Below are 13,177 nucleotides of genomic sequence, written 5' to 3'. Positions count from 1 at the left end.
AACGGCGCAAAAACATTAGCTGCCCAGCTCTGCTTCGATCAGTGCTTTCATGTCAGCATAAGGCTGGTTGTCCACCTTCGTGCCATTCAGCACAAAAGAAGGGGTCGCCTGAACATTGTCTGCAGTTGCATTTTCCTGATACCATGCCACCAAAGTCTGCGCTTTGGTGCCGTCTTGCAGGCAGGCGTCCAATTGCGCGTTTTCCAGACCAGCCAATTTGCCAATCTTGCGCAGCTCTTCAACGATTGCAGCAGGATCACCCGCACGTGCCCAGTGTGACTGGTCCGTGAACAACAGATCCGTAATACCAAAGAACTTCTCAGTGCCACCGCACCGCGCAATCATTGAAGCCCATAAACCGTAGCGATCAAAATACACTTCACGGTAGACAAATTTGACCTTACCCGTATCGATAAATTCCGCTTTCAGCTTCTTGTAGCCGTCAGCGTGGAACCGTGCACAATGCGGGCAAGTATAAGACGCATATTCAATAAGTGTAACAGGTGCATCTTCCGCACCTTGAACCATTTCGACAATGGTTGATGTATCTACTTCGGCCTCTTGCGCATGTGCGGCAGAGATGAAGGGCGTGCTGCTTGTTGTTGAAAAGCCGCCCAGGGCAAATGCACCAGCTGCCAGCGCAACCGCGGCAAAGACACCAGATTTAAGACGGGTCATGTATACCCCTTCCTTTGTGATTTCTGCTTACTAAGAAAACTGCGCGCCAGGTTTTCCAATGCAGCGCGCAATTCGTCGTTTTCTGCCCCTTCAGCCACCTGTACGGCAGCATATTTCACCTGTGGATCAGGCGGTGTCACCTTTTGGGTCTTAGGGGTATATTTGAACTCAACTTGACCGTCTGAAAACCCGGTCGGCGCCGTTTGAGTGAGCCGCACGCGAGAGATCGCGTTGTAACCATAAACCGCATTCACCTTTTCGCGCAGATGTTCTTTTTGCATTTCAAGCATCGGCGCATTGGCACCGGTTGTGAGGACGGTCAAAGTTGCTCCAAAAGACCCGCGCCCATAGCCAACGTTCACCGGCCGAGCAATGGCAGCAATATCCGCGCCTACGGTTTCTTCCCAATGCGTCAACAAACGTGATACGGCAAAGCCACGGGTTTCCCCGGCCTTGCGGATCTGCTCGTTCAACAACGAACTTGTGCGTTTAAAACCGCGAGTAGATGATCGTCGGACTGCCATGATTGTGGTTTTGCGTGACCTTTCGCCCTAATGTAAAGACCCCGTAGAGTAGAACCAGAAAAACCCAAAGGCCAAGGATAAACTATGCGTGATCAGACCCCGTTTTCAGATGCGCGTTCTGCGGACCTTTTACATTGGTATGATCGTCACGCCCGGACAATGCCTTGGCGTATATCTCCAGCAGATCGAAAAGACGGTGTAAAGCCAGATCCTTACCGTGTCTGGATGAGCGAAGTCATGTTGCAGCAAACAACTGTTGCAGCTGTAAAAGCCTATTTCCTGCGGTTCACAGAACGTTGGCCCACAGTCAGCGCGCTGGCAGGCGCGCGGGATGAAGATGTCATGGCGGAGTGGGCAGGTCTTGGCTATTATGCGCGCGCGCGCAATCTGCTAAAATGTGCACGGGTTGTGCATCAAGAACACGGTGGAGTGTTTCCTGAAAACCATGATGCTTTGCTGGCACTCCCTGGCATCGGCCCATATACCGCAGCCGCAATTTCCTCTATCGCCTTTGATTTGCCGGAAACGGTGCTTGACGGGAATGTAGAACGCGTCATGGCGCGGCTTTTTGATCATCACGCGCCTTTACCAGCAGCCAAATCCGCCCTGAAAGACTATGCCGCCTCGCTTACACCGCAAGAACGCCCCGGCGATTATGCTCAGGCTGTTATGGATCTCGGCGCGACAATTTGTACCCCCAAATCACCCGCCTGCGTGCTGTGTCCTTGGCGTGATCCCTGTCAGGCGCGGCGAAATGGCACAGCGGCGGAACTGCCAAAGAAAACACCAAAAACACCAAAACCGACGCGACATGGAATCGCCTACCTCGCACGAAGCGCAGCTGGGGAGTGGTTGTTAGAACGACGCCCAGAGAAAGGATTATTGGGAGGTATGCTAGGTTGGCCTGGAAGTGATTGGAGCGATACACCCACGCCTGCCCCCCCATTTCATGCGCAGTGGCGTGACCTGGGCGCAGAGGTCCGTCATACATTTACCCACTTTCATCTTTACCTGCGGGTCGAGGTGGCGGATTTGCCGCAAGGTTACAATCCACAGGTTGGGCAGCTGATTATTGGAAAAAATGATTTTAAATCAAATGACTTACCAACTGTTATGCGCAAAGCCTACGAACTGTGGGTAGAGAAAGAGGCCTTGGGCTGACCGTAAAAGCCACGTAGTCTCGCCCCCACAGAAGGATACACAGCCTTGGAGTACAGATGGCCACTCAAGATACCCCGTTAAATTGGCGCGGCGCTTTACCGTTTTGGCTTTCATTTGCTTTGGTTCCATTGGTCTGGGTTGGCGCGGTGAAAGGGGGCCTTTGGCTTCTGCTAACACCTGCGGCGACCTGGTATCTCTTTTCCATGCTTGATGGTCTACTGGGTTTAGACACAAAGAACCCTGATCCCCTACGGGCGGACCATGATCTGCGCCTATACACGCTGCTGACCTCTGCTTGGGTGCCTGTACAAGCGATCAACCTTTTTGCGCTAATCGCCTACATTGCGCCAGCAGAGCATCTGACTGCTTTCGAAAAGTTCGGTGTCTTCTTTGGCATGGGGATTTTAAGCGGCACAATTGGGATTACCTACAGCCACGAATTAATGCATCAAAAAGGCAAATTAGAACGGTGGCTTGGCGACCTTCTATTGGCAATGGTGCTCTATTCTCACTTCCGGTCCGAGCACCTCCTTGTGCATCATATTCATGTCGGCACACCCAAAGACCCAGTGACAGCGCGCTACAATGAAGGGTTCCATCGGTTTTATCCGCGTGTTCTGGCACAAAGTCTGCGTTCGTCCTTTCGCGCAGAAAAAGCCATGCTAGCGCGTAAAAAACTGCCATGGCATGACCGGCGCAACCCGTTTTTTCGATATTGGGGCCTACAGCTCACGGCGTTACTCATCGCATACATCATCGGAGGTGGCGTAGGCGTGGTGCTCTTCATCACACAAGCAGGTATCGCAATTTGGCAGTTGGAACTGGTGAATTATGTAGAACACTATGGCCTTACTCGGCGCTATAAAGGGAATGGAAAGTACGAACATGTGCAGCCACGCCATTCTTGGAATTCCGCCCATATGGCATCAAATTGGCTGCTGATTAATTTACAACGACATTCAGACCATCACTATAAACCTGATCGCCGGTTTCCTTTATTACAAAACTACAGTGAGGACGACGCCCCCCAGTTACCCTACGGCTACGCTGTTATGACCGTCGCAGCAATGATACCTCCGCTTTGGCGGCGGATCATGAATCCCAAAGTGCGCGCATGGCGGCAGAAATACTATCCAGATATCACCGATTGGAGCGCTTATAATGCAGGGCGTCAACCAGAAGAGGTGCGGTAATAAATCGAAATCGGCTCGCGAATACCCCGCACAGTCTGATCATCTTTCCGCTGAAACCCTTCGTACAGATCACGTGTGCCGGCTGGAATCTGATCGAAGGCATCTTTGCTAACCACAATGCGTGCAGGCAAAACCCGTGTCAGACCTTCAAGACGCGACGCTACATTCACTGCGGTGCCAATAACCGCGAATTCCAAGCGGTTGGCGCCAATATCGCCTAACAGCGTATCACCGTAATGGACGCCGACGCCGATCTCGATTGGCTCTTCTCCACGGCGCATGCGTTCCTGGTTCCAGTGATCCATAGCGGTCTGCATCGCGCATGCACAAGAAACCGCATGTTCAGCATCATGTTCACCCGCAATTGGCGTGCCAAATGTGGCCATCAGTCCATCGCCCAGATATTTGTCCAAAGTCCCATTGTGGCGGAACACCTCGCGCTCCATCCGGGCATGAAATTCTCGCAACATTGTAATCACCGCGTAGGGGCTTTTGGTTTCAGAAATTTGTGTGAACCCGACAATATCAACGAATAAGATCGCGACTTTTTGCCGTTTTACCTGTTTCAAAGGGTCGTCATTCTTTGACAGCTGCTCCACCACATTGGGTGAAAAGTAGCGCGATAAATTAGCCCTTTCACGGGCAAGCGCTGCGTTTGATAACAGCAATACGTCAAACCGGCGGATAGACAGGCCAAGTGTGACTGCGGTTAGCAGAAACACCATTACCTCCTGAATGCGGAAGGAGAACATAAAACTGTTCGGATCCAGAATCTCCAAAATACGGGGCGCATCTTTAAATGCCTCATAAACCACTGCTTGCAACGCGAGATCCGGCGTCGAAAACCACCATGCTAACAAAAGACCAAACATCCATATGCCAGTGGTCCATGTGCCAATCGCAACGACGGTACGCCACGAGTAAGCAAGCGTGCCCACCGCCAAAATCACATAAAAATACATGAAATTGTCGAACCTGTATTGAAAGGCAACTGGCAACTCGACGGTTGCAAATGGGTTGGGACACACGATTGCAAATGTCAGTAGGGCCAAATCGACGAAAATCAGGAATAGCTCTTGTCGCGACTGTCCCACACGGCCAACTTTTTGAATGAAATAGCCGTTCAGGCACATCAAGCCCAGTATAGCGAGATAGTAGATCACAGCCCAATCGGGATAGACAAACAGCAGAAAAATTGCCGTCGCTGCCATCGCGATCCAGCGCGCGCGCACTGCCAGCTCTAATCCGCGCTGTTTGTGCGCTTTGAGCGAGTTCAACGCATAGTCGTTATCACTCAGCTCAGTATCTCCCAACCGATCCGGCTGACGCGCAAGCGCTTCTGCAGTTGTTGGGTGCAATGCCGTATCGCTCATGAGGCGGTCCTCCATAACGCGATCACATATAGGTGCTACATCCTGAGACTGCACGTGTTTCCTGAACCATCTGTCCAGGACAAAAAGCCCCGCCTAAAGAAGGCGGGGAGTTTAGTGCCCTATATCTCAAGATGAAAGCCCCCGAAAATCGGGGCCTGTCACCGAGAAGGGCAGGCAGGATTAGTTCTGAAGTTCAGCGCGGATCTGCTGACGTAGCACATCAATCGGCACAGTTTTGCCATCACGCTTAAAGCACCAATAGGTCCAGCCATTGCAAGACGGTGCATTTTCCAGGTGAGCGCCAACTTGATGAATCGACCCTTTGACATTGTCCCCCACAAGAGTTCCGTCTGCGCGGACTTTGGCCTTGTGGCGGCGATTCATTGAAAACAGCTCTTCTCCCGGACGCAACATACCGCGTTCGACCAATTGCCCAAACGGAACGCGTGGTTCTGCACGTTTTGAAGTCGAAACCTGTAGTGCTTCACGATCGAATTTACGCACCGACTTAATCCGCTGCTCTGCAACGGTACGGTAGCTTTCCTCGCGCTCGATCCCAATGAAATTACGTCCCAGCATCTTAGCAACAGCGCCTGTCGTGCCAGTCCCGAAGAAGGGATCCAACACAACATCACCAGGATTGGTAGTGCCAAGAAGCACACGGTGCAAAAGCGACTCTGGCTTTTGCGTTGGATGCGCTTTGTCGCCGTTCTCGTCTTTCAGACGTTCATGACCGGTGCAAATCGGAAGCACCCAATCCGAGCGCATCTGCACGCCCTCATTCAAGGCTTTTAAGGCCTCATAATTGAAGGTGTATTTCGCACCCTCTTTCTTGGACGCCCAGATCAACGTTTCGTGCGCATTTGTCAGGCGCTTCCCCCGAAAGTTGGGCATCGGGTTGGATTTACGCCAAACGACATCGTTCAAAATCCAATATCCGGCATCCTGTAGGGCCGTGCCCACACGATAAATGTTGTGATAAGATCCAATGACCCAGATCGCCCCATTTGGCTTCAGCAAACGTCGTGCCGCCTTTAGCCAATCATGAGTAAAGCGATCATAGACGCCGAAACTGGAAAACTGATCCCAATGATCGTCAACCGCATCAACTTTGCTGTTGTCTGGTCTATGCAGCTGGCCTTTCAGCTGCAGATTATAGGGCGGATCTGCAAAGATCAGATCAACCGAATTTTCGGGGAGACTGTTCATTACATCGATACAGTCACCACCAACGATCGTGTTTAAAGGGAGCGCTGCCGCGCCCTTTTCAATGGTGTTATTCATTTTGCTCTGCCTCAAACCACGGCGCCTTTTGACGCTCATTTTGGTTATCCTTAGGATGAGTCATCCGGGATTCGAGGTCAATTTGTTTTTTGCACAGATGGTTAGCGCTTTACTCTTGATACAATATATTGTGTACCGGCTTAAAGGAAACCCTGTGATGTGGTGTCACCCCCAAGGCTATCAAGGCCTCGCGATGTGCTTTTGACGGGTAGCCTGCATTGGTTTCCCATCCATAACCCGGATACTGTTGCGCCAAATCAACCATGATTTTATCCCGTGCCTGCTTTGCAATGATCGATGCAGCCGCAATCGAAACAGACAGCGCGTCCCCTTTGACAACTGCTTCGCTCGAAATGGACACCCCATTGGGGATAAGATTTCCATCGATCAGCAGGTAATCTGGCGTCTTAGGCAGCGCAGTCACTGCACGTTCCATCGCCAAATGCGATGCCTTCAAGATATTGATTTCATCAATCTCAGAAACAGTGGCATGCGCAATCGCATAATCTGCGCGTTGTAGAATCTGCTCATTCAGCGCCAGCCTTCGCTTTGCGGTCAATTTTTTTGAATCATTCAGCCCTATCGGAATGTCGTCAGGGTTTAGGATCACCGCAGCCGCGGTCACAGGTCCGGCAAGCGGCCCTCGCCCCACCTCATCCACCCCGGCGATACACAAAAAGCCACGCTCTCGCGCAGCAGCTTCTAAACTATAATCTGGCTGTTCCATGCCCGAGACATGCGCCAAATTCCCGATCAAAACAAGGCAGGGGCATTGGGAGAAGATCAAGCCCTCCCCCACACCTACTACTCGATTATTATGCAGGCTTAGCGATGTACCAGACGATACCCATGTTTGCGCAGACAATGCGTACCAAACCCTTGACGATAGCGCTTGCCGTTCCAATAGGACAGGCCACACCGATGGGGCAGGCTCTGCACACGTGTATGATGACGAGTCAGACAGCCGCGCGATATGACACTGCTTTTCCCATGAAAGTGACGCTGGCATTTGATCGGTAAGTCATAGCGTGAAACACGTGACGGTACAGGTTTTGGCGTGTACGTCTTATGAGGGTGCTGAACAGTTTGACGACGTTTTTCACGTTTGTCGTCTTTGTGCTCGTGGATTGCAGCTCCGATGATCCCCAACAGTGCAGCACCTGCTATAAATTTGGCAACATCATTATCCGCTCGGGCCGGCGCCGCAGAAAACCCGCTGATTGCGACAGCTGAAGCAAGAACAAGTGCGATAAAGCCGCGATGAGGTTTTGCAGAAAAAAGACGTTTCATTATATGAGCCTTTCATAGGTATTTAGTGAACAGGCCCGTGAACCATAGGCCCTTTGCTGCTCTCAACATGGAAGCTCCCCCCTGAGACAGGCAATATCAGGCCTTTGTTATCCAATATCACCGGCCCCAACCCTCTGACGTTATTGAATATCAGCAAGGTTCCGCGCAGTATGTCCGCATGATGTACAAAACAATTTTGCCAATCTTTATCGTGCTTTCCATCGGCCTCTCTGGACCCGCTATGGCGGCGAATTGTTATGCCGACTATAAAGCCAAGAAAGACAATCCTTTGCGGCTGCACTATGGTGTCGTAGAGCTGCGTGGAGCCTGTAGTAAGGGCTCTGCCAAGTCGGAAATCGCCGCGCGTCTCTCTGGGCAGGGCTGGACCCTTCTGAACGTGATGACGGTTTTTGGACCTGAAGGTTTAAAGCAAAGGAAAGGCAATGCCGGACGCTATTATCTCCGTTTCTGAGGCCCGCGCGGTCGGCAGCCGCATCATCACCTTTGGCATTGTCACCATCGTCTTACTGCTCGCTTTAGCTGGAACAGTCTTGTTGTTGACCTTGCCAGACGCCAATGCGTTTAACACACAGGTCGAACGGCTTTTTATTGAGAGCGATATGACTGGCCAGGCAGAAATCAAACTGCTGGAAATCCTGGCACAATCAGGGACCGCCTTTGCGGATACGCTCGGCAGCTACCGGATGGTGATCTTTGTTTTGCTGGTGTTTGCCACCGCAATGATGATCGCAGCTCTTGTGGTTTTGGCGATGCTGGTCACGCTCAATCGTCATATGGCACAAATCGAACGCGCAGGCATTCAGGTAAATGAGCTCTTGATCAGCCGCGATGAAAACACAGTGTATCTAAACAATATGGGTTTCAAAATGACCCCCGCAGCAATGGAGACATTGGCCGTTTTGGCAGAGGCCCGGCTTGACGATGACGTTCTTTCAGGCGCGGAAATAGAGGCTGTGATATCAGGACGCGATGCCGCCGATTGCGAAGAGGCTGCCGGTGCCACACGCATCAAACGCCTGCGCGATACGCTGGGCAATCAATTGGTCAGCGAACTGCTTGTAAAGAATATCGCGAAACGGGGTTATGTGCTATCAATCCAGAAAGACGTCATTCGCATGATTTAGGTATGAACAGTTGCACACCTTTTGGTGCAAAGGCCTAGAAATTTAACCTATTCTTCCCATATTCTGGTCCAGCAGGCATCATTGCTGAGAGGAACTGCTGTCATGAACGTGCATGCCCCCCAACAGACGACAAGCTATGGAATCATTGTCGAACGGTTGAACCAGCCGGTTTACATACGCCATAAAGGACAGCTGATCGCGCAAAGCGCCAACGCCAAGGTGATGTATGAAACACGTCATTCACCAGCGATCTATATTCCAGTCGCAGACATGATTGCACGACTTTCCGAGCCAACTGCGCATCGAACGTTCTGTCCTTTTAAAGGTACCGCGGATTATCGTGATCTTCTGTCGCCGATGGGAACACTCTCAAATATCGCTTGGCAGTATAATTGCAGCTTCAGCGATGCCCATGAGATCTGCAATCATGTGAGCTTTCTCGCGCATGATGATCTGGAAATCGACACCGGCGGAAATGAAATTCTGGATCCACAATACCGGAGCATCAGCGGCCCTCTGGTTGATTGGCTACTGCGAGATGCGGCCTATATTGCAACCCCCGAAGCCTTTACGGAAGCACTGGCTGATAAGATGATCGAACAAGGTTTCGCCTTATCACGTCTCTCGGTTCTTGCTTGGTCTTTACATCCAATGATCGCAGGTAAACATTACCTGTGGTCAAAAACAAAAGAAGAGTTGCAGGTGTTTGCGCCTTCTTATGCGATCTATGACGAACCCAAATATCGCAACAGCCCTATGTTGCATGTATCACAAGGGTTGGGAGGGGTCCGCCATCGTTTGACGGCGGGCAACGAAATCACTGCGTTTCCGATCCTTGAGGATTTGCAAAACGAAGGCGCCACCGATTATGTCGCAATGCCTCTGCCCTTTTCGGACGGGCGGATCAACGTTATGACCGTTGCAACCGACACCCCAGATGGGTTTAGCACAGAGCACCTAGGCCTGATCTTTGAATGTTCTGCGGTTATTGCTCGCTTCTATGAAGTCTTCATGCAACGCGAAAATGCGAAATCGCTGCTAGAGACTTACGTCGGCAAACGATCTGGCGCACGGGTCTTAGGCGGGGAAATTCGTCGCGGCGATGGTGATGAAATTGATGCCGCCATTATGTTCTGCGACCTGCGCGGTTCAACGCTGTTAGAAGACCTGCTGGGGCGCAAAGCCTATATTGCGCTGCTCAATACGTTTTTTGAAAGCACCTCGGACCTGATTGAGGAAAATGGCGGCGAAGTTCTAAAATTCATTGGTGACGCGGTGCTGGCCGTCTTTCCTGCCGGTTCAAACCCTGACCTTGCTAGGCAAAACGCGCTCAAGGCGGCCCGCCTGATTGTTCAGGCTCTCAAACCGATTGGGGCTGAGATGGGCGTGCCAGATTTGGATTGTGCCATCGGAATTGCCTTTGGCAGCGTGACATATGGCAATATCGGATCACGGGAGCGGTTAGATTTCACCGTTATCGGGCAGGCTGCAAATATTGCGGCACGCCTTGGGGACTATGGTAAATCCATCAATGCGCAAATCGTTGTTGATGATCAAAGTCTGTGTAAGACCTGTACAGCCACAGCTCAACCACTCGGGCCGCTCAAGTTACATAACGTCTCGCGATCAGTTGTCAGCTACGCAATACCACCAGAGCACAATGACTGTAGCGATATCCGGTCATAGAGACATATCTATTGCGCTGCCTGCACGTCTCTCTGGCGGCGCAAGACCTGTCTCTTGGTGACAAGCGAGGCTGAGATCACACCAACAGCGACAATTGCAATCATCAGCGTCGACAACGCGTTGATTTCAGGGCTCACTCCAAGACGTACCGCCGAAAATATCTTGATCGGTAAGGTGGTCGCCGCAGGTCCAGAGGTGAACGAGGCGATCACCAAATCATCAAGCGACAGCGTAAACGCCAAAAGCCATCCAGAAATGACTGCAGGTGCAATGATTGGCAAAGTGACCAGTCGAAACGCATCCAGGGGCGTACAGCCAAGGTCTAATGCTGCTTCTTCCAAAGAACGATCAAAGCTCACCAGACGAGAGGACACCACGACGGAGACATAACACATAGCAAACGTAGTGTGAGCCAAGACAATCGTCAGCACACCACGATCAAGACCGATCCCGATAAAGAGCAAAAGCAGCGACAGACCGGTGATCACTTCGGGCATCACCAAAGGCGCATATATCATCCCCGAAAACAGCGTGCGCCCCCAGAACCGCCCAGCGCGCACCAGCACGAGCGCGGCCATCGTTCCAAGCACCGTCGCAAAGGTCGACGACAGCACAGCAACCTTAAGTGTGACCCAAGCCGCTGACAAAAACGCTTCGTTCTGAAACAGCTCCTTATACCACTTGGTCGAAAACCCAGCCCACACCGTGACCAATTTGCTTTCATTGAAGCTGAACAGGATCAAAATCAGCATGGGGATATAGAGAAAGGCAAAGCCAAGCGTCAGCGATACGGTGTTGAACCAGCTCATACGGATCATCTATCTGCCTCCTGTTGCTTTTGCTGATTGCGCTGAAACAGAACGATCGGCACGATAAGCAGTAACAAAAGAACAACCGCCACGGCCGAGGCGACGGGCCAGTCTCGATTGGAAAAGAACTCTTCCCAAAGCACTTTACCAATCATCAGCGTATCAGAGCCGCCAAGAAGTGACGGGATCACAAACTCACCCAAAACCGGAATAAAGACCAAAAAACTACCGGCAATCACCCCAGGGCGAGACAGAGGAAACGTGACCAGCCAAAACGCAGACAGGCGCGAACAGCCCAGATCTTCTGCGGCTTCGATCAACGCTCCATCCATACGTTCAAGCGCAGCATAAATGGGTAAAATCATAAAAGGCAAGTATGTGTAAACGATCCCGATATACACCGCCCAATTCGTGTTCAGGATGGTTAAGGGCGCTGAAATAACGCCAGTCCACAGCAAAAATTGGTTTAGAAAACCCTCATTTGATAAGATCCCCATCCATGCATAAACACGGATCAGAAAACTTGTCCAAAACGGCAAGATCACCAACATCATCAAGGTGGGCCGCCATTGTTCTGGCGCGCGTGCCATACCGTAGGCCATGGGATACCCCACCAAAAGCGCAAGCAGAGTAGAAATAGCCGCAATCTTCAACGAGCTAAGATAGGCTTTCCAATACAGATCATCTTCTGTCAGCCAAACGAAATTTTCAAAATCAAGCTCAGCAAGAAATACCCAAATGCCTTCCGCCCAATCAAACTGGGGAAAGTAAGGCGGGCGCGCCACTGCGATATCTGACAGGGCCATTTTAAAAACAATGGCAAAAGGCACCAAAAACAAAGCAAGAAGCCATGCATAGGGTATCAGGATGAGCAAAAAGCGCCGCATCACTTAGCCAACAACACCCCAGCGCTGGCTGCCCAAGATAGCCAAACGGGGTCTTCCCATGTAAACGCGCGGCGCGAAATCCGCCGCGTATTAGCAATCTGTGCCTTCACAACCGTGCCATTCGGCAATTCCACATGATAGGTGGAGATATTGCCGAGATAAGCAATATCCAACACTTTACCTTGCATAGTATTGTCAGCGTTTTCAGGCTTTTCAGCCGAAATCAGCACTTCTTCCGGGCGGATCGCCAAATGACAGCTTTGACCATCTGAAAAAGTAGACACGGACTGCGCGCACAAAGGCGCATGCCCTTCAGACCAGTGAATATCGTATTGCTGTGCCCCATTTGGCCGGGCTGTGCCGGTTATAATATTCACATCACCAATAAAATCAGCAACATAAACCGAATTTGGCGCTTCGTAGATTTTATCGGGTGTCGCGATCTGAATGATTTGACCTTCATCCATAACTGCAACGCGCGAGGCAACCGTCATCGCCTCTTCCTGATCATGCGTGACAATCACAAAGGTTGTACCGGTTTTTTCCTGAATATCCATCAGCTCAAACTGCGTCTCTTGGCGCAACTTCTTATCCAGTGCACCCAACGGTTCATCCAACAACAAAAGTTTCGGCGCTTTGGCCAAAGAGCGCGCCAGCGCGACCCTCTGTCGTTGTCCTCCCGAGATCTGATGGGGTTTACGACCGGAAAATTTTTCAAGTCGGGTCAGGCGCAACATCTCTTCAACGCGAGCCTTGATCAAGTCTTTGGCCATTCGTTCCCGCCGCAAACCAAAAGCAATATTGTCCCAGACGCTCAGATGCGGAAACAGCGCGTAAGACTGAAACATCATATTCACCGAACGCAGGTTGGGCGGAACCGCTCCAATCTCTTGCCCCGCAAGCATGATTTGCCCTGAGGTCGGCGTTTCGAACCCCGCCAACATCCGCATCATCGTTGTTTTCCCACAGCCGGAAGCGCCTAACAGGGCAAAAAATTCGCGCTCGTATATATCAACAGCCAGATCATCAATTGCGGTAAACGAGCCAAACCGTTTGGTCACGTTCTTAAACTGGATCAACGGCTGCGCGCTGGGATCATCCCATGGAGCAAATTCAGGAGAGGACACGCCAAATCTTTCTACAACAG

The 13,177-nt window shown here is 51.3% G+C and carries 14 protein-coding genes; 5 read left to right on the top strand and 9 right to left on the bottom strand.

Going from position 1 to position 13,177, the window contains the following annotated elements; genetic code table 11:
- Positions 1-15: 15 nt before the first annotated feature.
- Together BLP79_RS14890 and BLP79_RS14885 are read right to left on the bottom strand one after the other, a co-directional pair.
- Positions 16-678, bottom strand: coding sequence for a DsbA family protein (locus BLP79_RS14890; protein WP_090220297.1), 663 nt, complete (start codon positions 676-678; stop codon positions 16-18).
- Positions 675-1,202, bottom strand: a complete 528-nt coding sequence (locus BLP79_RS14885) for a DUF721 domain-containing protein (RefSeq protein WP_090220296.1) — start codon at positions 1,200-1,202, stop codon at positions 675-677. The genes BLP79_RS14890 and BLP79_RS14885 overlap by 4 nt, the downstream gene beginning before the upstream one ends.
- A gap of 84 nt (positions 1,203-1,286) precedes the next feature.
- Between BLP79_RS14885 and mutY the strand changes: the two genes are divergently transcribed.
- The gene (gene mutY, locus BLP79_RS14880; protein ID WP_090220295.1) at positions 1,287-2,363 is read left to right on the top strand and encodes an A/G-specific adenine glycosylase; all 1,077 of its coding nucleotides are present in this window, start codon (positions 1,287-1,289) and stop codon (positions 2,361-2,363) included.
- A 56-nt stretch (positions 2,364-2,419) separates the two neighbouring features.
- Complete coding sequence (locus tag BLP79_RS14875; protein ID WP_090220294.1) at positions 2,420-3,556, top strand: alkane 1-monooxygenase; 1,137 nt, start codon at positions 2,420-2,422, stop codon at positions 3,554-3,556.
- Here the strand turns inward: BLP79_RS14875 and BLP79_RS14870 are convergent.
- From BLP79_RS14870 to BLP79_RS14855, 4 genes are all read right to left on the bottom strand, one after another.
- The gene (locus BLP79_RS14870) at positions 3,535-4,929 is read right to left on the bottom strand and encodes an adenylate/guanylate cyclase domain-containing protein (RefSeq protein WP_090220293.1); all 1,395 of its coding nucleotides are present in this window, start codon (positions 4,927-4,929) and stop codon (positions 3,535-3,537) included. The genes BLP79_RS14875 and BLP79_RS14870 overlap by 22 nt on opposite strands.
- Before the next feature lie 180 nt (positions 4,930-5,109).
- Positions 5,110-6,213: a site-specific DNA-methyltransferase gene (locus BLP79_RS14865; RefSeq protein ID WP_090220404.1), complete on the bottom strand. Its 1,104-nt coding sequence runs from the start codon at positions 6,211-6,213 to the stop codon at positions 5,110-5,112.
- Between the two features lie 109 nt (positions 6,214-6,322).
- A complete protein-coding gene (locus BLP79_RS14860) occupies positions 6,323-6,940 on the bottom strand; it encodes a ribonuclease HII (RefSeq protein ID WP_090220403.1) in 618 nt (205 codons plus the stop codon).
- A gap of 98 nt (positions 6,941-7,038) precedes the next feature.
- Entirely contained in the window at positions 7,039-7,503 is a 465-nt protein-coding gene (locus tag BLP79_RS14855) for a hypothetical protein (RefSeq protein WP_090220292.1), read from the bottom strand.
- A 178-nt stretch (positions 7,504-7,681) separates the two neighbouring features.
- Between BLP79_RS14855 and BLP79_RS14850 the strand changes: the two genes are divergently transcribed.
- The 3 genes from BLP79_RS14850 (at position 7,682) to BLP79_RS14840 (ending at position 10,334) form a co-directional block, all read left to right on the top strand.
- Complete coding sequence (locus tag BLP79_RS14850) at positions 7,682-7,975, top strand: hypothetical protein (RefSeq protein ID WP_090220291.1); 294 nt, start codon at positions 7,682-7,684, stop codon at positions 7,973-7,975.
- Positions 7,947-8,648, top strand: coding sequence for a winged helix-turn-helix domain-containing protein (locus BLP79_RS14845; protein WP_090220290.1), 702 nt, complete (start codon positions 7,947-7,949; stop codon positions 8,646-8,648). Before BLP79_RS14850 ends, BLP79_RS14845 begins: the two co-directional genes overlap by 29 nt.
- Positions 8,649-8,750: 102 nt before the next feature.
- Positions 8,751-10,334, top strand: a complete 1,584-nt coding sequence (locus BLP79_RS14840; RefSeq protein ID WP_090220289.1) for a DUF427 domain-containing protein — start codon at positions 8,751-8,753, stop codon at positions 10,332-10,334.
- A gap of 8 nt (positions 10,335-10,342) precedes the next feature.
- Here BLP79_RS14840 and BLP79_RS14835 read toward each other — a convergent pair whose 3' ends face one another.
- Genes BLP79_RS14835 through BLP79_RS14825 form a run of 3 tightly spaced genes read right to left on the bottom strand, consistent with a single transcriptional unit; the run spans position 10,343 to position 13,157 of the window.
- Positions 10,343-11,152, bottom strand: coding sequence for an ABC transporter permease subunit (locus BLP79_RS14835; RefSeq protein WP_090220288.1), 810 nt, complete (start codon positions 11,150-11,152; stop codon positions 10,343-10,345).
- Positions 11,149-12,030, bottom strand: a complete 882-nt coding sequence (locus tag BLP79_RS14830; protein ID WP_090220287.1) for an ABC transporter permease subunit — start codon at positions 12,028-12,030, stop codon at positions 11,149-11,151. Before BLP79_RS14830 ends, BLP79_RS14835 begins: the two co-directional genes overlap by 4 nt.
- Positions 12,030-13,157: an ABC transporter ATP-binding protein gene (locus BLP79_RS14825; RefSeq protein WP_090220286.1), complete on the bottom strand. Its 1,128-nt coding sequence runs from the start codon at positions 13,155-13,157 to the stop codon at positions 12,030-12,032. The genes BLP79_RS14830 and BLP79_RS14825 overlap by 1 nt, the downstream gene beginning before the upstream one ends.
- Between the last annotated feature and the right edge of the window lie 20 nt (positions 13,158-13,177).

Source organism: Epibacterium ulvae (assembly GCF_900102795.1).
Taxonomy (GTDB): domain Bacteria; phylum Pseudomonadota; class Alphaproteobacteria; order Rhodobacterales; family Rhodobacteraceae; genus Epibacterium; species Epibacterium ulvae.
The sequence above is the reverse complement of the archived record's forward strand: the minus strand, read 5'-3'. Positions and strand labels throughout refer to the sequence as shown.

What these genes read in the sequence shown, in the direction of transcription:
- BLP79_RS14890 (WP_090220297.1), bottom strand. Translation starts at nt 678, where the DNA reads ATGACCCGTCTTAAATCTGGTGTCTTTGCCGCGGTTGCGCTGGCAGCT.
- BLP79_RS14885 (WP_090220296.1), bottom strand. Translation starts at nt 1,202, where the DNA reads ATGGCAGTCCGACGATCATCTACTCGCGGTTTTAAACGCACAAGTTCG.
- mutY (WP_090220295.1), top strand. Translation starts at nt 1,287, where the DNA reads ATGCGTGATCAGACCCCGTTTTCAGATGCGCGTTCTGCGGACCTTTTA.
- BLP79_RS14875 (WP_090220294.1), top strand. Translation starts at nt 2,420, where the DNA reads ATGGCCACTCAAGATACCCCGTTAAATTGGCGCGGCGCTTTACCGTTT.
- BLP79_RS14870 (WP_090220293.1), bottom strand. Translation starts at nt 4,929, where the DNA reads ATGAGCGATACGGCATTGCACCCAACAACTGCAGAAGCGCTTGCGCGT.
- BLP79_RS14865 (WP_090220404.1), bottom strand. Translation starts at nt 6,213, where the DNA reads ATGAATAACACCATTGAAAAGGGCGCGGCAGCGCTCCCTTTAAACACG.
- BLP79_RS14860 (WP_090220403.1), bottom strand. Translation starts at nt 6,940, where the DNA reads ATGGAACAGCCAGATTATAGTTTAGAAGCTGCTGCGCGAGAGCGTGGC.
- BLP79_RS14855 (WP_090220292.1), bottom strand. Translation starts at nt 7,503, where the DNA reads ATGAAACGTCTTTTTTCTGCAAAACCTCATCGCGGCTTTATCGCACTT.
- BLP79_RS14850 (WP_090220291.1), top strand. Translation starts at nt 7,682, where the DNA reads ATGATGTACAAAACAATTTTGCCAATCTTTATCGTGCTTTCCATCGGC.
- BLP79_RS14845 (WP_090220290.1), top strand. Translation starts at nt 7,947, where the DNA reads ATGCCGGACGCTATTATCTCCGTTTCTGAGGCCCGCGCGGTCGGCAGC.
- BLP79_RS14840 (WP_090220289.1), top strand. Translation starts at nt 8,751, where the DNA reads ATGAACGTGCATGCCCCCCAACAGACGACAAGCTATGGAATCATTGTC.
- BLP79_RS14835 (WP_090220288.1), bottom strand. Translation starts at nt 11,152, where the DNA reads ATGATCCGTATGAGCTGGTTCAACACCGTATCGCTGACGCTTGGCTTT.
- BLP79_RS14830 (WP_090220287.1), bottom strand. Translation starts at nt 12,030, where the DNA reads ATGCGGCGCTTTTTGCTCATCCTGATACCCTATGCATGGCTTCTTGCT.